The 20,140-nt window shown below is 37.4% G+C and carries 15 protein-coding genes and 1 tRNA gene; 6 read left to right on the forward strand and 10 right to left on the reverse strand.

All coding sequences use genetic code 11. The annotated features are described in order from the left end of the window. Positions 1-453: 453 nt before the first annotated feature. From CWD91_RS13360 to CWD91_RS13390, 7 genes are all read right to left on the reverse strand, one after another. Positions 454-2,700, reverse strand: coding sequence for a T9SS type A sorting domain-containing protein (locus CWD91_RS13360; protein WP_103441473.1), 2,247 nt, complete (start codon positions 2,698-2,700; stop codon positions 454-456). A 12-nt stretch (positions 2,701-2,712) separates the two neighbouring features. Continuing rightward, the gene (locus CWD91_RS13365) at positions 2,713-3,156 is read right to left on the reverse strand and encodes an META domain-containing protein (protein WP_157943787.1); all 444 of its coding nucleotides are present in this window, start codon (positions 3,154-3,156) and stop codon (positions 2,713-2,715) included. Positions 3,157-3,924: 768 nt separating this feature from the next. After that, positions 3,925-5,532 carry a MutS-related protein gene (locus CWD91_RS13370; RefSeq protein WP_103441475.1) on the reverse strand — a complete coding sequence of 536 codons (1,608 nt, stop codon included), beginning with the start codon at positions 5,530-5,532 and terminating at the stop codon, positions 3,925-3,927. Between the two features lie 125 nt (positions 5,533-5,657). Continuing rightward, entirely contained in the window at positions 5,658-7,064 is a 1,407-nt protein-coding gene (locus CWD91_RS13375; RefSeq protein ID WP_103441476.1) for an alpha/beta hydrolase family protein, read from the reverse strand. A 55-nt stretch (positions 7,065-7,119) separates the two neighbouring features. Next, positions 7,120-7,710: a hypothetical protein gene (locus tag CWD91_RS13380; RefSeq protein ID WP_103441477.1), complete on the reverse strand. Its 591-nt coding sequence runs from the start codon at positions 7,708-7,710 to the stop codon at positions 7,120-7,122. Further along, entirely contained in the window at positions 7,707-8,213 is a 507-nt protein-coding gene (locus CWD91_RS13385; RefSeq protein WP_103441478.1) for an RNA polymerase sigma factor, read from the reverse strand. Before CWD91_RS13385 ends, CWD91_RS13380 begins: the two co-directional genes overlap by 4 nt. A gap of 478 nt (positions 8,214-8,691) precedes the next feature. Then, positions 8,692-9,657 (reverse strand): hypothetical protein, encoded by a 966-nt coding sequence (locus tag CWD91_RS13390; RefSeq protein ID WP_157943788.1) that lies wholly within the window; start codon positions 9,655-9,657, stop codon positions 8,692-8,694. Between the two features lie 223 nt (positions 9,658-9,880). Here CWD91_RS13390 and CWD91_RS13395 point away from each other — a divergent pair, with 223 nt between their 5' ends. Further along, the gene (locus tag CWD91_RS13395) at positions 9,881-10,450 is read left to right on the forward strand and encodes a recombinase family protein (RefSeq protein ID WP_103441480.1); all 570 of its coding nucleotides are present in this window, start codon (positions 9,881-9,883) and stop codon (positions 10,448-10,450) included. A 337-nt stretch (positions 10,451-10,787) separates the two neighbouring features. Here CWD91_RS13395 and CWD91_RS13400 read toward each other — a convergent pair. Further along, positions 10,788-10,867: transfer RNA gene (locus CWD91_RS13400), tRNA-Leu, on the reverse strand. Positions 10,868-11,018: 151 nt separating this feature from the next. Here CWD91_RS13400 and CWD91_RS13405 point away from each other — a divergent pair. From CWD91_RS13405 to pth, 3 genes are all read left to right on the forward strand, one after another. After that, positions 11,019-11,960 carry a ribose-phosphate pyrophosphokinase gene (locus tag CWD91_RS13405; protein ID WP_103441481.1) on the forward strand — a complete coding sequence of 314 codons (942 nt, stop codon included), beginning with the start codon at positions 11,019-11,021 and terminating at the stop codon, positions 11,958-11,960. Positions 11,961-12,005: 45 nt separating this feature from the next. Beyond that, on the forward strand, positions 12,006-12,638 hold the full coding sequence (locus CWD91_RS13410) for a 50S ribosomal protein L25/general stress protein Ctc (protein ID WP_103441482.1): 633 nt from the start codon (positions 12,006-12,008) through the stop codon (positions 12,636-12,638). Positions 12,639-12,718: 80 nt separating this feature from the next. Then, entirely contained in the window at positions 12,719-13,348 is a 630-nt protein-coding gene (pth, locus tag CWD91_RS13415; RefSeq protein ID WP_239985777.1) for an aminoacyl-tRNA hydrolase, read from the forward strand. A gap of 9 nt (positions 13,349-13,357) precedes the next feature. Here the strand turns inward: pth and CWD91_RS13420 are convergent, their stop codons facing one another. Both CWD91_RS13420 and CWD91_RS13425 read right to left on the reverse strand, forming a co-directional pair. After that, on the reverse strand, positions 13,358-14,041 hold the full coding sequence (locus CWD91_RS13420; RefSeq protein ID WP_103441483.1) for a hypothetical protein: 684 nt from the start codon (positions 14,039-14,041) through the stop codon (positions 13,358-13,360). A 4-nt stretch (positions 14,042-14,045) separates the two neighbouring features. Continuing rightward, positions 14,046-17,819, reverse strand: a complete 3,774-nt coding sequence (locus tag CWD91_RS13425; protein ID WP_103441484.1) for a reprolysin-like metallopeptidase — start codon at positions 17,817-17,819, stop codon at positions 14,046-14,048. A gap of 52 nt (positions 17,820-17,871) precedes the next feature. Between CWD91_RS13425 and CWD91_RS13430 the strand changes: the two genes are divergently transcribed. After that, positions 17,872-18,798 carry a bifunctional riboflavin kinase/FAD synthetase gene (locus tag CWD91_RS13430; protein WP_103441485.1) on the forward strand — a complete coding sequence of 309 codons (927 nt, stop codon included), beginning with the start codon at positions 17,872-17,874 and terminating at the stop codon, positions 18,796-18,798. Continuing rightward, entirely contained in the window at positions 18,799-20,118 is a 1,320-nt protein-coding gene (locus CWD91_RS13435) for an HTTM domain-containing protein (RefSeq protein WP_103441486.1), read from the forward strand. It begins immediately after the preceding gene. Positions 20,119-20,140 lie beyond the last annotated feature (22 nt).

The following is a 20,140-nucleotide window of genomic DNA, read 5'->3' on the forward strand; positions in this document are numbered from 1 at the left end:
ATTACAAGGACCTAAAATATTTTATTGGCAAGCAAATGGTTGATGATATTTTATAAAAGTTGAGTATTTTCGGTATTGGTTTCATGGATCAGCCAATACTATTTCAAATCATATCTTTTTCATTTTTTTAAATAATCCAGTTTGAGAAGTTAATAGGTTATTATTGCTATAGTCATGACAACTTTATTTCGAAAATTAGAAAAATGCTTCAACATGATGACCACTTCATATTATTACTTGTCAAAAAGTGTGGTATAGACTTGAAATCTCAAAATGTAACTTCTTTTTTTTTCTTAGTAACCCCGTCCCATTAAACGACAATTAAGAAGAACCTATGCATAAAGTTGGCGTTGTACCAAAAATCGTTGGTTTTAGGGTACTCGATCGAACTAGTAAAAAAGAGGCAATTTTGGTCGTCTCAGAATAAAAAAAATTGTTTTTTGGGCAAAATCTCTATTCGATAATAATAGTATGCGTCTCATCTACCTCACGACCAACGAGCTTCATAAAATACATTCCTTTACCTAAAATGGTTGCATCCACTTTTGGTGGTTCATCGTAATTTTGAAAAGTTCTTGACATTACCCGTTGGCCGTTCAGGTCATAAATTTCGATTTCCAAACCGTTTGATGAGATGACTGGCTGTCCAATAAGTGATACTTTTTGGACGCTTTGAGCAGGGGCAATGAAAAACTCCCCAGAAGATGGGTTCGGATAAACGGAATACATATAGCTGCCAGAGGTAACATTCATCACAGTTGCAGCACTCCAACTACTCCATCCACAGGAGTTCTTGATCTTGGACTTTACATAGACAGTACCCGGGGAGTCGAAAACAATATACTTGTTGGAATTGTTGTCTGGTGTACATGGCATTGGCCCGGTGAAAATAGAATGACTTGAGGAAATGTCCCATTGCACATCCAAAATGGCACAACGGTCTCCTGGTGGATAACCAACTTGGAATACTACGGGTGTGTTGGCTGGTGTGGTGTTATATGGATAACTTACTTGAGTATCGTTCCACATTATGATATTACTGGCAGAAGGAGTTCCTACTTGAATATTTTTTGTTACAAATCCCGGAATACAAGAACCAACATTAGTAATTGTGGCCCGAATCCAACCACTACCGCTTCCATTTGCGGAAAAATTACAAGGATTGGAGCCTTGTGCTGAGTTTCTTAAAACATTACCACTAGTTGTCCATGAAATAGTTGATCCTGGAGGCAAACCCGTAACTGAATATGATGTTGCAGTCGAGCAGAGAAGATTGGGACCAGAAATTGAAGTATTCCTCGTACAAAGATACATACCATTTACTGTATTGGCCCCTGTATTGTTCGGATCCAACCAAAAGCTTAATCTGCTCGCATTGTTTGGACCGGTCCATGAACTAAATAATTTGCCGAAATTAGCTGTGTCTGTATTCGGATTTTCACAATTTGAATTGTTGCAAGTACCAGCACCATAAAGTTGACCTACTATTCTTGACTGATTATTAAAAAGCGGAGATCCCGATGAGCCACCTTCAGTAACCGAATGTCCATTTGCAGTCGCAATCCAATTTACCCTCCAAAAATTAGCATTGGGGTAAAGAACAGTACCACACCCACCATTTCCATTGAAATTCATACAATTAGAATTTGCAAGAGCAGTGTTATAAGTTGATATTTTCTTTACGTCTCCCATAGGGTGATGGATGCCAACCCCTGCAGTTGTAGCATTGTTTTGTCTATCCCATCCCGCATAAAAAGCGTTATAAGATGCAGGGGGAATAGATGACAATTCTAACAATGCAAAATCAGATGCGGCGTTAGTAGCACGTAAATCAGCACTTGAAACCGATTGTGTGACACTTCCATCAATGCCATTGCATGTAGGGCTTTCATAGTTGAAAATATATACTGAATTTTGTGCCTCATTTTGATTGCAAATACAATGGTTTGCAGTAAGAATGTATGGGGTGCCATCATTGCTCGTATTATTGACAAGTGCACCTGAACATAGTCCGGTACCATTAATAATGATTTTTACAACTGAGCGCTTTTCATCTTGCCAGACATTTCCTTCTGCGCAGTTTATATCGACTTGGCAATTACCAGAGGCACCGTAATTACCATCCTCCGTACCATAAAGACCATGTGAAATTTTATTGATAATCAAGGGTTCTGAGAATTCTACATCGTAAGGTTCAAAATATTCCACAGTCATAACATCACCCCTAATAGGTTCAGTTGCTAATTGCTTGTTTTTTTTATTGTTCTGTTTAGTAAATGCACCGTCCGATAAATCAGCATTATTTCCATACAAAAAAAGGTTTGCACTTTCCGGGAGCTTATAATTTCCAAAGATGACGTTAAGGGATTTTGCACTTGTTGATCTGATTTTTAGGCGGTAAAGAATTCCGTTTTCAAGGCTATCTTTGGTTGATTCCTTTTGAACATTAATATTTACGTTAAAACCATACGCGAATTGAAATAGAGTTCCATCAATTTCATTATTGGCCTTGATTTCGTCTAATCTTTTCTTGTCAAGTTGAGGCATATCAATAATTGTCACCCCCTCCTTCAAAATTTTGGATGTATTTGCTGAACCCAACTTTGAACTGATTGGAGTACCTACCCCCTTAATTTGAGCATTAATGCTCAAATTAGATAATACAAAGCAGAGCAGTATCGGTAAAAATGGTTTATTCATTATGTTGGTCTATTATTGCCTGCTAAAAGTGAATTTAAAGTCGCTTCCTGACAAAATCAATTCTTTTTGAAAATAACTGAACTTGTTTACCTTATTGAGGTGTTCCAAAAGTAAATTGTCAATTTGTTGTTGTTCCTCATCGAGCGTTGTCGCCTCTGTATATTCGTGGTAATCACTTATGTTGATTTGATTTCCATTGATCACGTATTTACCTTTAGCAATATTAACTCCTGTATTCAGCTGAAGGGAACTAGAATTCAAAAAATTAAGCATATAAGAGGTTTCATCTGAGTAACTTGATTCTGAAATTTTAATTTTTGTTTTATTTGATTCAACACTGACTAGCTTCCAAGTTGAATTAAAAACATCAACGGCTTGATTGTCATCATTGTTACTACAGGCAAAAGTGGCCATGTAGAAACAGATCAACATTAATTTTTTCAATGATATGTACATAAGCATTTAATTAAAGTTTTAAGATTTTTCTACTGCCTCAAATGTAATGCTATCTCAATATATCCGACGGATATCATAAAAAAAGCGTCAACGATATTGATATAAATTTAAGATTATTTTTGTAATAAAAAACATACGTATTTTAAAATATATTCGTACTTAGATTACCCTTATTCATATACTGTGAAGATGAAGAATATATGTAAAGGTTGCGTTTATAATTTTAGCCGATTATATTATCGGAATGTTGGGATAATTACACTTGAATAAATTAACGTTTGGAATTCCAAATTAAAATATCAAAAGCATAAACAAAATATTAGCAATAATCTAATCGCATTTATTGAGATTCTCCAAGGGGTCAAGAGGTTCCTTAAACCGCCCGTAAAGAGAGCGAAAGAATAAAGTTGGTGTTGTACCAAAAATGGTTCTTTTTATAGGACCTTTATAAGATTAAACTAACCGGCAGGAAAGACCGCTCAGGACAGGAAAAAAGACACAGGGACATCAAAAGATAATCCAGGTCAGACCGGTAAAAGGGATCGCCCGCCAATTCATGGAACCTGCCGAATTTCGAATTACATCCCAAAAACTCTATTTCTCCAAAAAATCTCCATCGTAAAGGAAAACTAGATCAAGTACAGTCTACAGTCTTTCATATTGTGCTCTCTCTGGTATTTTCGGGAAAGGCAATACCCACGACATGGAATCTTAGTCATTGTCTTTAATGTTTTTTTTAAATCAATCATTATTTTCTTTTACATGAATTCATTCTTTCTGTGGTTTGCTGATTTTATCTAGCTCTTTTGATATGGCAATCGCTTCTTCAACAACTTCATCAGGATAGCCGTTGATTTGCAATATCCTTATTGCGTTTCTGTTCCTTAGTTTACCTTCTCTGAGTTTGTAATCAAAATCTACAGTTTTTTCGTTTACCATTTCGCTAAAATGAAACAATTCATATTCTTTTGAAAGCATCTCGGTCAGCTCTATATCATGGGTAGAAACAAAAACTACATTTCCATTTTTCGACAAAGATGACAAAACGGCCTTACCTGCTGAAATCCGCTCCACAGTATTTGTGCCTTTAAAAATTTCATCTAAAAGAAAAAAGTTAGTTATTCCATTTTCACTTTCAGCAATCATTTCCTTAATTGTTAGCACTTCTTCGAAATAGTAACTTTTGTCGTTCAAAAGGTCGTCACTTATCCTAATTGCAGAAAATACTCTGGCCAGCGGAAAGCTAAAAGATTTAGCAAAGCAAGTGTTAATACTCAACCCTGTAATTAGGTTCAATCCGATCGTTCGAATAAATGACGTTTTACCGGCCATATTAGAACCCGTAAGGAGAACCGATTTCTTGGACACTTCAAGGCTATTTGTAATGCAATTTACTATTAGGGGATGATATATTTCCAAGGCCTTGATGCTCTTGTTGTTATCATCGATTTCAGGGATACAGAAATTTTCAAGCCCCTTTCTCAAAGAGGCTATTGAGATTAACATATCTATGCGGCCAACAAACTCAAATATGTTTGCCATTTCCTGCCTTTTCGTATTTAATCTATTTAAAATTCCAAATAACAATAAGGGTTCTAAAAGGAATAAGATTTTGAAAAGCTCTAAAAATGTCCAAGCTATGGATTCAAATTCTCCCTGAAGCTTCGTCTCTAATTTCAAAAAGGACATCCTATTTTTAACTTGACCTATAGCTTTTATGGATACCGATAGATTTGGATCTATTTTTTTTAGTTTTCCAATGGTATGCAAGTATGATGCAATACTATTTAATCTCAAAAGCTGGGGGATGGAGTCTATTATTTGCAATAAATTTTGTTTGTTCCAAAGATGGATTACAAAATTAATCACAAACACTCCAATTAAAACTAACAGGAATCTGGGATCAAAAAAGAGCAATATAAGTGACAATAAGCTCGTAAATGTCAATAATTTAACTGCAAAGAACCATTTTGGAGGCTTTGGATGCTCTTTTTGGAAAAGAGTGGATATTCGGTAAACATCATATTTTGATAGCTTTTCTAACTCTTTTTGAATTGTAACTCTCAAATCCGAATCTTTGGAGAGTGCCCCGATAATCTCTTCATTTATTTCGGTATTTTGAGGGTCTACCTCAATAGTCCTGAGATTATTGTAAAGGTACTGCTGACCTACCTTTGAAGTTGTCCTGTCCAGAAACATAAATAATTCTTCAAAATCCAAATCATTACATGTCTTGTCTGATATAACTTGAAAGGCATTGGAATTATCCTTATTCTTGAAGTAGTTATCGATTAATTTAAAGTCAAAGGAATCTTTCTTTAATTTTCCAAATGATGTTTTGAATTTTTCAGTTTGCTTCTTTTTTTTCCTGAACATCTACAAGGTTAGGGAATTAATATTCAAATAATTAGTGCTTTTTTTGAAATATGTAACAATGGAGATCATTTTAACATATTTTCCTCATGCGTTGAAAATGTTGATTAACATTAATGGCAGGGCAACTATTGTACCTGTTTTAATATCCAATTGGCTATCTCTTCCAGTGCTACTGGTGAAAACGTTTCCTCAATGGTTCCATACTCACTGGGAGCGCCTGTTTCGCATTCTTGAAATAAATGATTTAAATTGGGAAACTCTACCACAGTTACCTTCCTATTTCCATGTTTTTTCAACGCATAATCTATTGCCATTAAATTCTCTTTGGGAGGTACTTGTAAATCTTTCTCTCCATTTACAGCTAACACTGCACAGTCCACTTTTGCCAATACAAGGGCAGGATCATGTCTTAAAAAATAAACCATCCAGGGGGTGGCCATAAAATCTATCTGCATTGAAATAAACTGCTCATCACTTATTCCCTGAGGCAACAATGTCTTGGATGCCGTATTCTGAAATTCCTCTTTCAGGTACGTTCTTAAGTCATCTTTTAATGTTTGAAGGTCTTCCGATGCTATGGTCATGGCAATCATTTTGTCCCTGATTTCACCAGATTTTTTTATTTTTGCTTCGGATATCCCCGATGCTTTTTCAATTAATCTTCCTTGTAAGGATAATAACTTACCTCCCGAGATTCCTGGCCCTGCCAATAAAACAATAAAATCTATGTCTTTAGATTCTGCAGCTACCATGGGCGCAATCATCCCGCCCTCGCTATGACCCACCAAACCGATTTTGGTGACATCGATTTCGTTTCTGGTTTTTAAGAAGGCTACTGCGCTCCTTACATCGGACGCAAAATCGATAGAAGTCGCACTTGCAAAATCGCCGGTAGATTGCCCAATACCTCTGTCGTCAAACCTCAAAACACCTATTCCATTTCTGGTTAAATAATCAGATATAATGAGGAAGGGCCTATGTCCTACGATTTCTTCATTCCTATCTTGCGGGCCACTTCCTGTTATTAAAACCACCACAGGATGCTTCCCCACTTTTTTTGGCATGGTTAAGGTCCCAGCCAAAGTTATGTTTGCCTCGATATTTTGGAAACTTACATCTTCAGTGTAATATGGATATGGCTTCTTAGGTTCTTGAGGCCTGTTTGCGGTAGTTTTATCAATCTTATCCCTTGAAAATTCCAATGGCAGGCTCATTCCGCCCTGTATAAAAATTCCTTTAAATGTATCGTCCGCAAACTCCCCGGTGTATTGAATTCCCAGATTGGCCACTGTTATTTTTAAGGTAGTATTCTCAAAGGATGTAGCATCTACAGGAATACCAAAGGCACCTTGGTCCGGACTGTCCAAGGTAGAAGTAAAACCATTAGCTGTTTTGGTAATATTTATGGCCAACCTTAATGGAGATCCTGGAATATGTAGAAGTCCGTTCCATTGACCGGTTATATCTTGCCCAAATGCTGTCAGCGATAATGACAAAGTTATAATGGTTATAAGTGCTCTTAGTTTCTTCATTTCAAGTGAATATTAGATTTGTTTATAAGAATAAAAAAAATATTATCAATGGACCTTACTCCTCCAATACTTGAATAAGTTCGTCAATTTTTTTTAATCTAGGGGCGAATTCTTTTTTGACCGCTCTTTTATTCAAAAAGTGAGCTAGGATGGCTATTACTACGAATGCTAAAGCAGTAATAATAATTATTTTACGTTTTTCTGGAATGTGGATAAATCCCATTAAGATTAGAATAAAACCAGGAAACACGGGTAGGATATACCAATAAAGTACTGTGTCCAATAACTTTTTTTGGGCATTTAGATAATCCTTGGTTTTATATAAATAGTCAATATAAGTTTCTGTAAAGTCCGTTGGTTTATATTTTTTTGCACTTTTTAATCGAATAAGTATATAAATCACCGCGATGACTACCCAAATCGATCCAATCTTCGAAATTGTAAAGGGTACATGGTAAGTAATGAATAAAAATGCGGGAATGGTTATAATAGCTGCTATTGTCTCCCGTATGATCATGTACTTCCATGATCTTTGTATTCTATCTAAGCTCGACTTCAGTTCTAGCATCAATTTTGATTTCTCAAATTTTATCCGCTCCTGATTAGGGGAGGACTGCCAAATCTTTATCAATTCATCTTCTATCATGACGCCTGGTTTATACAGTTCAACAATTTCTTCTTAATTCTTTTTACCTTAACGGCAACGGTATTTTCCGTTAGACCCAATATGCCTGATATCTCTTTATAGGGCAGTTCTTCCAAATAGAGCGTAATGACCGCCTTGTCAACCTCGTTAAGTTCTTTGATACAATTTCTAAGTTGTGCCAGTTGTTCGTTCTGTTCATTAGTTTCTTTTTCCGATGCAAGGTTGGTAATAGCTATACCATCCAAATAAAGGAATCGCTTTTGCTTCTTGATATCCTTGGAACGAAAACGAAGACAAACATTAAGAGCAATGCGGAATATCCAGGTAGACAGTAAGGAGTTGGACTTAAAATTCGGCATTGATTGCCAGATATGGATCAATACCTCTTGGAAAAGATCTTTGGTGTCTTCGGCATCTTTGGCGTAAACAGAACAAATTCTAAGAAGCTTTTGCTGATTTTGTTCCAATGCATCTAGAAAGGTGTTTTCAATTTCTTTGCCCATACTTATGTCTTGTCTCTAATATATTAGTTACAAGAGCTTTAAAAATATGACAACTTATCCGATATTTTTTTAGATGTAGGGTAAATATGGTATAGTAGTTTGGTACAATGGCTGTAATTCCAAAAAAAAACTGGTGTTTTTATTTAAGTATCTGATTTTGGGCAGTCTTATAAAACGGCCAATAAAAGTGCGAATGAATAAAGTTGGTGCAGTATCAAAAATGGTTCGTTTATGGGACAATAATTATAAATAACATTTCCTTCATACATATTTAGCAGGTGTGGCTCCTTCCACTACATTGTTCTACCTTTCTTATGAGTTTCAATTAGATTTAAACAGTTTAAATCAAATATAAGTATACGGGACCTGTATCTGCAGAACTACAAGAAACTACAGTTGCAAGCCCGGATTACCAGCTAATCGGTCGATTCAAAAAAATTATTATAATTTGCAAGATGTAGTTCGTGGGGTGGATACGTTACTTGCGGTATTTACTAAGGTACAAATTCCTTATGTTTTCATAGGGTATGTTAGCAGCCTGCTGGGTTTTCAAGTCTTCCGATGCATAATACTCCTTGAAAGAGCCTTTTTCCGAATTTATTTTGAAGGTTATATACTTCTCTACAAACTTGTAAAATTCTATACTATTAGTGTTCCAGTTTTTCAAGATCGAAATCTCATAACAATCCGTATATAGTTTAGGTAAACTTTTTGATTTAAAGTCTTTTGCTAAATTTTCAGAATACACATATTCATACCAGTTGAGAAACTGATTTAATGATCCTAATTCAATTTCAGTTCCGATATAATTTTTAAATCTTGTGGATGCATTTTGAGGTATTTTATCGGATGCATACATTTTCATTTTTTCTTTTGCTAAATGTATCAATTCAAATGCTTCTTTCGGATTTAGCTTTTTGAAGCCTCCATCAATTCTTAATTCCTCATCAAACTCTTCATTACCGACTTTTACATAAAAGTCTCTAAGGAATTGCTGAGTGTCACCATTAGTACTTCCATAGATAATGGAATCTTTAGACCAATCATTAGACCAATCATTTTTAATCCAGTTTATAGAAATGGAGTTTCCTGGATCAGTGTATAAATAAACACCATTAGAATAATAATTACTGCAAAAAGAAAAATAGTAGGCTTCCGGATGATCCTTTAAGAACTTAACAATGGGTGGAGTTGCCTTTGTTGTAGATAGATAAAGTAACTTAGGCAGTTCTTGCCTTAATGCATAAGAAAAGGATTTATCATCTTGAATGTTTATAGAGTCAATGATTAAATTTCCGTCATTATTTGTAAAATAGTTAAGGTCATAAATGTATATGTGATCTGTAGAATCTGGGTAGAATACACCAGAAATTTGTACATTTTTAGGCTCTGCGCAAGCTGTAAGAACTAGCAGTAAGTAGAAATATAGATGATAATTTTTCATATGTGCAGTATTTCTAATTACCGCCAAAGGTAGCTGTATGATCATTTATCATATATCTACTATTCTAACACTTCCAAATTAATGTTTTTTCGTGAATAAAAATAGTCCCATAAAACGGCCGATTTACGTGACACTTTTCACAGAGCGGAAAATCTTGGACGGTATTGTCCCATTTCTGGACTTTTTTATTAGTTTCGTTAATTAACCTTTTACGGCACTAAATATGGTAATAGGATATGCAAGGGTTTCCACCTCGGAACAAAAATTGGAATCTCAAATAGATCTGTTGAAAAATAACGGATGCGAAATAATCTATTCGGATATAGCAAGTGGAACTCGGGACGACAGAAAGGGCTTGAATGAAATGCTGAAGTATATGAGAAAAGGGGATACTATCTTGACCTATAAAAATGATAGGGTATTCCGTTCCCTAAAAAACATGGTACAACTTATCGACAGGTTCAATGAATCTGGAGTACATTTTAAAAGTCTTAGCGAACCCGAATTCAATACTAATTCTGCAAACGGTAAATTTTTACTTCAAATTTTTGCAGCTGTTGCCGAATTCGAACGTAATCTTATAAGTGAGAGAACAAAAGTTGGCTTGAACAATGCCCGTCAACGTAATAAACTTTTGGGTAGGCCTACTGGATCAAAACGGGAAACTATCGAAAAATACCATTATGCCAAGCATCTTTACGACCATATGGATGTAGCGATTGGTATTGCATGTATCAAGGCTAAAATTAGTAAAAGTTCATTTTATAGGGTGGAAAGGCAACTTTCTAAATGAAAGATCAATAAGCCATGTTCCCTGGATTTTTAAATCGGTCCACAGCTAAAAAAAAGTATAATGGTCAAAATGGTTGTCAAATTTTTGGATTTCGTAATGTAGGCGGCACCCCCACCTTATTTCCGAATTGCCTAAAATTCCAATAAAATCACTGTAACTGATAGGTGATTAAATGGTCGCTTGGGCTCGAACTAGGGACAACTTGATTATGAGTCACTTTTTTCTAATAAAAATTATTCATATTAAATCATCCAGAAATAGTTCCAGTTAAATTGTTGTACCTATGTTGTACCTGGGAAATAAAAAAGGCCTCAACATTTTTGTCAAGGCCTTTAAGTACTCGAGGTGGGAATCGAACCCACACTCCGAAGAACTGGATTTTGAATCCAGCGCGTCTACCAATTCCGCCACTCGAGCATTTTTGATTGCGACTGCAAAATTAAAGAATATTTTCTTTAATTCAGCAAAAAAATAACAACATTTATACTATAGCAACCCAAATTAATTTCTAAATTTGCACCTCCTTATAAAAAGGAGTTCCAATAAACTAATAAACAATACGTTAACAATGCCATATCAAGTACCGGAGCCTAAAATTTTTACCTGTACCCAAAGTACAAAGCTATCTGAAAAAATAGCGGAATCTTTTGGATCCAGCTTGGGCAATGTTATTTTTTCTAGATATAGTGACGGAGAGTTTCAGCCTTCCTTCGAAGAATCTATTCGCGGAATGCGCGTATTTATTATTGGTTCTACCAATCCCAGTTCGGAGAACTTGATGGAAATGTTGTTGATGTTGGATGCCGCCAAAAGGGCATCTGCAAGGCACATAACCGCGGTAATGCCTTATTTCGGTTGGGCCAGACAGGACAGAAAGGACAAACCAAGGGTTCCAATTGCAGCTAAATTAGTGGCCAAAATGTTGGAAGCAGCAGGAGCTACTCGAATTATTACCATGGATCTGCATGCCGATCAAATACAAGGTTTTTTTGAAAAGCCGGTGGACCATTTGTTCGCTTCCACTTTGTTTTTACCCTATTTGAATAGTCTTAATCTAGGTAATCTGACTATAGCCTCACCGGATATGGGTGGCTCCAAAAGAGCATATGCCTATTCGAAGGCGCTTAGTTGTGATGTGGTTATATGTTACAAACAAAGGGCGCAAGCCAATGTAATTTCACACATGGAACTTATAGGCGACGTACAAGGGAAAAACGTGGTTTTGGTAGATGATATGGTAGATACTGCCGGGACTTTGACGAAAGCAGCTGATTTAATGATGGAGCGGGGAGCCTTAAGCGTTAGGGCAATTACTACCCACGCACTTCTTTCAGGGGATGCCTATGAGAAAATTGAAAAGTCCAAATTATTGGAGCTAATTGTAACGGATTCCATCCCACTTAAAAAGGAAAGTAAAAAAATTAAGGTAATAAGCTGTGCAGAGTTGTTTGCCGATGTTATGCACAGAGTACATCACAATACTTCCATTAGTTCCAAGTTTCTGATGTAAGTAACAAGAATAAGAGAGTAAATTAATTAATATTTAATACATACAATGAAGTCAATTACAATTAAAGGATCAGAAAGAGAAAGCGTAGGCAAAAAAGCAACAAAGGCCTTACGTAATGCTGGAAAGGTTCCTTGCGTTATTTACGGAGGGGAAAAACCATTACACTTTTCAGCTGAGGAACTATCGTTCAAAGATTTAGTGTACACTCCAAACGCACATACTGTTGTGGTTGAATTGGAAGGCAGTAAAAAGTACAATGCGGTAATGCAGGATATACAATTTCACCCTGTAACCGATAGCATTTTACATGTAGACTTTTATCAGTTGTTCAAGGATAAGGAAGTTACTATGGACATTCCTGTAAGGTTGTTGGGTAATTCTCCTGGGGTGAGAAATGGTGGTAGATTATTGTTCAGAAAAAGAAAGCTTGCAATCAAGGCTTTGCCTGATAATTTGCCTGATTTCTTTGATATTGATATCTCTAAATTAAAAATTGGTGGAAATATTGCCGTTTCTACCTTGTTAAAAGATGAGTTTACTATCCTTCACCCAGAAAACACTGTTGTTGTTCAGGTTAAAGCTGCACGTAATGCGGTCTTGACAGAAGAGGAGGATGAAGAAACTGAAGAAGGAGCTGAAGCTACTGCAGAAGCACCAGCTGAAGGTGGTAACGAATAGATTTTATCTAAAATAATTGTAAAAAGCATCCCGTAACTGCGGGATGCTTTTGTATTTTTATGAATTCCTAAAAGAGAACAATGTTCCACATTTTTAAGTCATTTTTTAAAGGGAACGGGTCATTGTTGGACGAATTGGACAGTATGAAGAAATTTTTAATTGTAGGTCTTGGAAATATTGGGGAAGAATACTCCGAAACCCGCCATAACATTGGTTTTAAAATTTTGGATTCCCTTTCGCGGGAAGAAGATTTTAACTTTGAAACTGCCAAGTTGGGGGATGTAGGTACATTCAAGGTCAAGGGTAGGAGTATATTGTGCCTAAAGCCGTCTACCTATATGAACAGAAGTGGGAAGGCTGTAAAATATTGGATGGAAAAGGAAAATATTCCCATTGAAAATTTGTTGATCGTTACAGATGATATTAATCTTTCTTTTGGAACAATCCGGTTAAAGACAAAAGGAAGTGATGGCGGCCATAATGGATTAAAGGATATTCAGGAGCACTTACTTACCACCAATTACAACAGACTGCGTTTTGGTGTTGGTTCGGATTTTGGAAAAGGTAAACAAATAGATTACGTCCTAGGGGAATGGAGCCAAGAGGAAAGGGATGCATTGGTAAAGCGCTTTGAGCGCATCAGAGAACTAGTCCGTTCTTTCGTATTGTCCGGGGTAAACAGAACAATGAACGAATTTAACGGCAGCTAATATGCCATCCTAGCGTACTTTGAATTCGGAAACGCTGTTCGTAGCTGTATTTCCTTCCCTGTCCATGGTCACTATTCTCCAATAATAAACCGTATTTGCCAATACACTTACCTTAAAATCCGATTTTCCTGAGGTAAGGGTAGTAATCAATGTGGTTGGTGGGTTTTCTGTTGAAAAATATACCTCATATCCCTCTAGGTCATTATCCACATCCGCACCTTCCCAATCCAAAAGAACTTCGTTGTTAAGATCCTTTGATATGTTGGTCCCTGTTTTGGGTGCTATAACTTCTGCAGGAAAAGGGGCGTGGGTGGTTTCTACACCGGCGTTATAAAATCGCCAGGTTTCACTTCTTGCCGTTTCCGATACTTTGGTATTTTTGGAAATTACCAACCAAGAATACGGGGCTCCCTTTACAATTGGTAATTTTGCCGAGCTACTTTTCACTACAATGGTTTGGGTGGTATTGCTGTTCAAATTGGTAGCCCTTAATTCATAGGATTCTGTGTGGTCCGAAGTTTGCCACCTAAACTCCACCAATGACGTATTGGTTCCAGTTACATCTTGTCCCGTTGTGCATTCGGAGTTTTTTTGAGGAAAGACCAAAAGAGCCGACAATGGTGGTTTTGGAGAATCTTTTCCTCCGCATCCCACTAAGGCCAAAATACATAAAAATATGGCTATTGGTTTCATCCGCTTATTTCTTTACAACCTTAAAAGTACTATTTATCCCCTCTCCCTTTACTTTAAGGATATAAATACCTGATGGCAATCCCAAGAAATCAATCCTAATTTCATTGCTAGAGAGGGTATAATCCTTATTTCTGATCAACTGACCATTATAACTAAAAATTTTGGTATTTACGCTATCCGGGCCATTATTGAACATCAGTGTAACTTCCTCCTCAAATGGGTTGGGGAATACCAAAGGCTCGTCAATGAGCACCAATTGTTCTTCAAATACGCCTTGGCAAGCTAGATTGGTAGTTACTTTAACTTGGTTAATTCCCTTTTTTAGGTCCAATATAATACTTGAAGATTTGGTTTGAGTTACAATTCCATTTAATTCAACATTGTACAAATTGCCTCCTTCCATATTCAATAGGGTTTGATTTCCGTCTGCAATAAGTTTGGAGGTCACGCTCAAAGGAGGGGGTTGGGTAACGATTACCTGAAAACAATAAGATTCGTATACTTTGTCATCCTCCGTACCTATAATGCATATTTCATAAGTTCCGGCCGCAAGGCCTTGCTCAAAATAGAAATTGGTAAAATTACTGCTCTTGTTAACTCCTGTACCAGTGAGTGTAACTTCGTAATCCATATTTATACTGGCTACGACGCGAACAGAGCCATTATTTTGGTTGCTACAGGATTCACTATTGATCTCCACTTCAAAATTGTCCACTGGGAATAAATAAACGGGACAACCGCTTAAGTCCACCAAAGCCCCCAATGGGGTGTTGAGGCATAGGTCATCGCCATCATCAAAAACGCCATCTTTATCCTCATCCACCCTAAAGGTACCTTCTACACAGATATCCAAGGAAAAGGCATTTATTGTTCCCCCATCCGATGCCGCTATGTCTTTTACTTCCAATATCCAATCCCCGTAGGTAGATTCCCCGTTGAACGCTCCCAGGGATCCAAGGGGTCTAACAATACCTTGAATTGCCGGGTTTGTTCCACAAATAAAGCTATTTCCCGTATCGTCAAAGGTTGCCATTATATCCTGATTTCCTCCACAGGAATTGGAAACGAGGATTACTCGGGTACCTGCGGGCGAAATCAGGCTTATTTCCAAATCCGCAAGAAACGTATGGGTTAGGTCCAAGTTAACATTTACGTCTGCAATAGGCAGGTCGTTCAAGAGTGTAATAACAGAAGTAACTGTAGGTGCGCCGGTTGTCGATATGGTCAGTGGCAAATCCTTTGCTGCTTCCGAAGCACAATTAAGTTCTAAGGTAGTAAAGCTAAATGCGGGACCAAAGGTCCCCTCTCCACAACTATTTTTAGGTTTAACGCGCCAATAGTAAGTGGTTTCCTCCACCAAATTGGTGGTTATATAAGAGTTGAAAATGACACTTGCCGTCTCAATGATATTGGCAAAGGCGGCGTCATCGGCAATCTCAACCTCAAAGGAAGTAAAGGAAGTATTGGATTCCCATTCCAATAAGGAAGCAATACGCGCACTAGTAGATCCGTTAGTGGGCAACTGTAACACAACATCTGAAAATGTGTTTTCCAATATTTTTACATCAATAACAACCTCCTTGGTGTTCGTTGCCGAGGTAGCCACTATGGTTATGGGGTAATTTCCAGGAGTTACCAGATCGGTATTGGAAAAGGTAATGTCCACTAGCGTGTCGTTCACTACCGCGGATATTGGCGAAAAATCTATGGACAATCCTGGCGGCATTCCAGTAGCAGAAAATGTTGCCTCTTCAGAAAAATCATTAAATGTTTGATAGGTAAATGGCGCGATCAAATCGTTGCCTTGACAGACCTCGTGTTCCAATTGGGCAAAATTCAATACAATGTCTGATGCGGTAATAGTAAAATTGGAGGAATTTAGCGCTAAAAAAATATTATCGTGTGCACTTACCATTATTCGGCCAGAAGGTGTGGCAAATCCTGGAATTAATATATCCTGTTGTCCATCATTTGGTACACTATCGGCCAATTTTATGGGAAAGGAGGCGCCTCCATTGGCAGAAAAGAAGATGTCTACCTTTTGCGCATTCACTGGGCCTTGATCGGTATTGGCTACATCCCAAACAACCTCTTGTCTGGTGCCTGCTGTATAAATTTCATTGGTAGATTGGGAGGTTACAACAAATGGCCCTGCATTGTTTATTACAGTTACTTTAACAAGGTCCGAAGCTACTTGTCCTCCTCCTAAGGAATTGTCCCTTACCGTAAGTGCAAAATCCAGTTCCCTTTCTACATTGGAAACCGTTTCCCATGTGGTATTTACATTGGGATTGGTCTGGGTAAGATTGCCCGTTACTATACTGCTTAGTCTTGGAAAATATCTGGAGGGTTTTACCGTGGGTTTTAGGGATCTAAAGTTGGCACCACTAAGATTGGTTGGCCCAAAGGTATTGTGGGTAACTATTCCATCATTGATCTGCTCCCAATTGTAGGTAAGTATATCGTCCATATCCAGATCCGAGGCATTCCCCGTTAACATAAAGGCGGTAGATTTTGGAATAGTAAAGTTTCCGGAAGAAACTATAGTGGGAGGGGAGTTTAAAATTGGAATTTCTTGTCCGCAACTGGTAGTTTTAATGTATTCCAAGATTTGAAAAATACTGTAATAATGAAAATAGTCGTCTCCGTTCAGGGCAACATTATTGCTGCCGGAGATTCCGGCATAGCCCATTATCGTTGTTCCGCTTCCAGGTTCTGCCTGTACCAAGGTACCTTCGGATTCAAAGGACCATGTGTGGTTTGCTCCAAATTGATGTCCCATTTCGTGGGCTACAAAATCCAAATCAAAAATATCCCCTTGTGGAATTAATGCCGAAGAATAGGCACTACCTTTACGGGAATCTATGCATACCGAGGCTATAAAGCCGGCATTTCCACCATTTTCATCTTTTTGAAACAAATGGCCTACATCGTAGTTCTCAGGACCTATAACCGTTGTTAAGGTGTTCTGTACTTCTGAATTGAGATTTGACCCATAGGGGTCTGTCTCCTTATCGGTGTAAATTACCTGATCTGTATTGGCAACAATTTCCAAACTGATTCCCAAATCGGTTTCAAAAATTTCATTTATCCTCGTAACGGTCGCATTTATGGCAGCCAGGGCATTTGGTACCGTACCTCCGTGAAACTCCGTGTATTCCCCCGTGGCAGAAATGGCTACCCTGAATTTTCTTAGGACTTGGCCGTCTACCAATTTTAAGGCAGAGGGTCCTTTTTCTTTTTCAATTAGCGATTGGGTTTCACAAATGAAATTGGTATTCATCATATACGCATCCTTCCTGCTGTACACTAAATACTCGTCATCAGTATTTGATATCTTCTGCATGAAAGTGGCACTTTTGCTGTCCCCATAGACGATCATGCTCTGTATGCCATTCTGGGAAACACTAAACCGAACCCTATTATTGGCATTATTTAAACCCTTACCGATATAAGATTTTATTTGTGGGTATTTTTTGGAAAGCTCAGGTGAAAGTACGGAGGCTTCCTGAACAACAAAGGGGATTAATTCGCCGTCTTCATCGGGAAAACTAACTATTTTGGAAGCTTTATTAATATGGGTAGACATAAGTTCATTGACAAAAACATCTTTTTGCAATGAATATGTGGCGCCGTGTTTTACCTCCAACAATTCTATTTGTCTATGTGACCGATTACTTCTAGAATCGGTTTTTTGCCAATATTTGGTTTGCCCAAATCCGCAATAGCAAAGAAAAAATATGGATATTGAAAAAACAAGACGTAATTTTACAACCATCAAGCGGGTTTTTGTACAAACTCAAAGATAAGTTTTTTTATTATTCCAATTTGTGATAACAGTTCAAAGCATCTCCAATTACGACAAAGCGCACCCTACTGCCATTACTATCGGCACTTTTGATGGTGTGCATATCGGCCACCGTAAAATATTGGAACGTCTCATAAATAATGCCAAAGTACTGGAACTAAAATCTACAGTGCTTACTTTTTTCCCCCATCCCAGAATGGTCCTTCAAAAGGATGTCTCTATTCGACTTTTAAATACTATAGATGAGAAGGTTAAAATTTTTGAGGACATAGGTATAGATTATTTAATTATACACCCATTTACCAAGCAGTTCTCCCGCTTATCGGCCACCCAATTTGTCAGGGATATTTTGGTCAATGATTTAAAGACCAAGAAAATCATTATAGGGTATGATCATAGATTTGGAAGAAATAGGAATGCCAATATAAATGATCTAATGGCCTTTGGAAATGCCCTGGATTTTGAAGTGGAAGAAATATCCGCCCAAGAAATCGACGACGTTTCTGTTAGTTCCACTAAGATTAGAAAAGCTTTGGAGGAGGGAGATTTGAAAACGGCCAATCAATATTTGGGATATAAGTATATGCTAACGGGCACTGTTGTGAAAGGAAAAGGCTTGGGGCGTAAATTGGATTTCCCAACGGCCAACTTATCCATTCCGGAAGAGTACAAGCTAATACCAAAGAATGGGGTATATGTAGTGAGCAGTGTTATGGATAACAAAACCGTTTATGGAATGATGAACATCGGGTTTAATCCAACAGTGGATGGCAAAAAGCAAAGCATCGAAATTAATTTCTTCGATTTTGATCGGGATCTATATGGAAAAAAAATCCAGATAGATATTATAGACCGGATTAGGGACGAACAAAAGTTTGCTTCGGTTGATGCACTAAAGATACAATTGAAAAAAGATCGGAAGACCTCCCTTTCCATAATCTCCACCTAAATGTTTGATCGATTTCTTTTTAAGCAAATCGATAATAGTCCGCTCCTTATTTTTAGGATATTTTTTGGCATCTTGGTCAGTCTGGAATGCTACGGGGCCATTATTACGGGTTGGGTTAAAAGAAATCTAATAGACCCGCAATTTACCTTCACTTTCATCGGTTTTGAATGGTTGCAACCACTACCGGGCCTTGGTATGTATTTTTATTTTTTTGTGATGGGATCCTTAGGAATTTGCATTGCTCTGGGCTATAAGTACCGATATAGCATTATTGCTTTTGCCCTACTTTGGACAGGGGTTTACCTTATGCAAAAAACAGCCTATAACAATCACTATTATCTATTGATACTGATTTCTACCATAATGGCCTTTTTACCGGCTAATGGCAATTATTCCCTGGACGCCAAAAATAATCCTTCCCTTAGGGCCATTAAGATGCCGGCGTTTGTGAAGTGGGTAATTGTTTTGCAGCTCCTAATCGTTTACACCTACGCCTCCTTTGCAAAGTTGTACGGCGACTGGCTGGATTTCAGTATTATTGAGATACTTTTTAAAAACAAAAGGAGCTACCCCGTAATTGGTGGACTCCTACAGGATCCTTTGCTTCATAAAATAGTAGGTATTTCGGGCATTATATTCGATTTATTGATTGTTCCGGCCCTCTTATGGAAACCCACTCGAAAATGGGCATTTGTTGCTTCGATTTTCTTTCATTTATTTAATTCCATCGTTTTTCAAATTGGCATTTTTCCGTATTTGGCACTGGCATTTTCAGTATTCTTTTTTGGGCCGGAGGTAATTCGGAAAATATTTTTTAAGGATAAGGAAACGTATCAGGAAGATGAAGTTATTGTGCCTCCTAAAAGAAAGCTGGTTTTGGGCATTTTGTTCATTTATTTTTTATTTCAATTGGTATTACCTATACGGCATTATTTTATAAAGGACGATGTTTTATGGACAGAGGAGGGCCACCGTATGAGTTGGAGAATGATGTTGCGGAGCCGTACCGGAATTACGTCGATTAAAATAGTGGGCAGTACAACCAAAAATTCGTTTTTGGTAAATTTTGACGAATATCTAACAAAGGCACAGAAAAATAAAATAGCCTGTTATCCGGATTTTATGTGGCAATTTTCCCAACGCTTAAAACAGGAATATAAGGAAAAGGGAGAGGAAATTTCTGTCTATGTAAATTCTAGGGTGAGTGTAAATGGTAAACCTTACCAACAATTTATTTCTCCAGATATTGATCTGGGCAAGGTAACCTGGAACCACTTTAAACACAATGATTGGATTTTGCCATCAACACCACAAGAATAGCCAAAATGGTTAAGTATATAGT

Source organism: Arenibacter hampyeongensis, from assembly GCF_002909255.1.
Classification (GTDB): Bacteria; Bacteroidota; Bacteroidia; order Flavobacteriales; family Flavobacteriaceae; genus Arenibacter; species Arenibacter hampyeongensis.

Bases quoted from the DNA above. Each gene is read 5' to 3' on its own strand.
- CWD91_RS13405 (WP_103441481.1), top strand. From the start codon at position 11,019: ATGCCATATCAAGTACCGGAGCCTAAAATTTTTACCTGTACCCAAAGT.
- CWD91_RS13435 (WP_103441486.1), top strand. From the start codon at position 18,799: ATGTTTGATCGATTTCTTTTTAAGCAAATCGATAATAGTCCGCTCCTT.
- CWD91_RS13385 (WP_103441478.1), bottom strand. From the start codon at position 8,213: ATGGGCAAAGAAATTGAAAACACCTTTCTAGATGCATTGGAACAAAAT.
- pth (WP_239985777.1), top strand. From the start codon at position 12,719: ATGTTCCACATTTTTAAGTCATTTTTTAAAGGGAACGGGTCATTGTTG.
- CWD91_RS13375 (WP_103441476.1), bottom strand. From the start codon at position 7,064: ATGAAGAAACTAAGAGCACTTATAACCATTATAACTTTGTCATTATCG.
- CWD91_RS13390 (WP_157943788.1), bottom strand. From the start codon at position 9,657: ATGAAAAATTATCATCTATATTTCTACTTACTGCTAGTTCTTACAGCT.
- CWD91_RS13360 (WP_103441473.1), bottom strand. From the start codon at position 2,700: ATGAATAAACCATTTTTACCGATACTGCTCTGCTTTGTATTATCTAAT.
- CWD91_RS13425 (WP_103441484.1), bottom strand. From the start codon at position 17,819: ATGGTTGTAAAATTACGTCTTGTTTTTTCAATATCCATATTTTTTCTT.
- CWD91_RS13395 (WP_103441480.1), top strand. From the start codon at position 9,881: ATGGTAATAGGATATGCAAGGGTTTCCACCTCGGAACAAAAATTGGAA.
- CWD91_RS13420 (WP_103441483.1), bottom strand. From the start codon at position 14,041: ATGAAACCAATAGCCATATTTTTATGTATTTTGGCCTTAGTGGGATGC.
- CWD91_RS13370 (WP_103441475.1), bottom strand. From the start codon at position 5,532: ATGTTCAGGAAAAAAAAGAAGCAAACTGAAAAATTCAAAACATCATTT.
- CWD91_RS13365 (WP_157943787.1), bottom strand. From the start codon at position 3,156: ATGTACATATCATTGAAAAAATTAATGTTGATCTGTTTCTACATGGCC.
- CWD91_RS13410 (WP_103441482.1), top strand. From the start codon at position 12,006: ATGAAGTCAATTACAATTAAAGGATCAGAAAGAGAAAGCGTAGGCAAA.
- CWD91_RS13380 (WP_103441477.1), bottom strand. From the start codon at position 7,710: ATGATAGAAGATGAATTGATAAAGATTTGGCAGTCCTCCCCTAATCAG.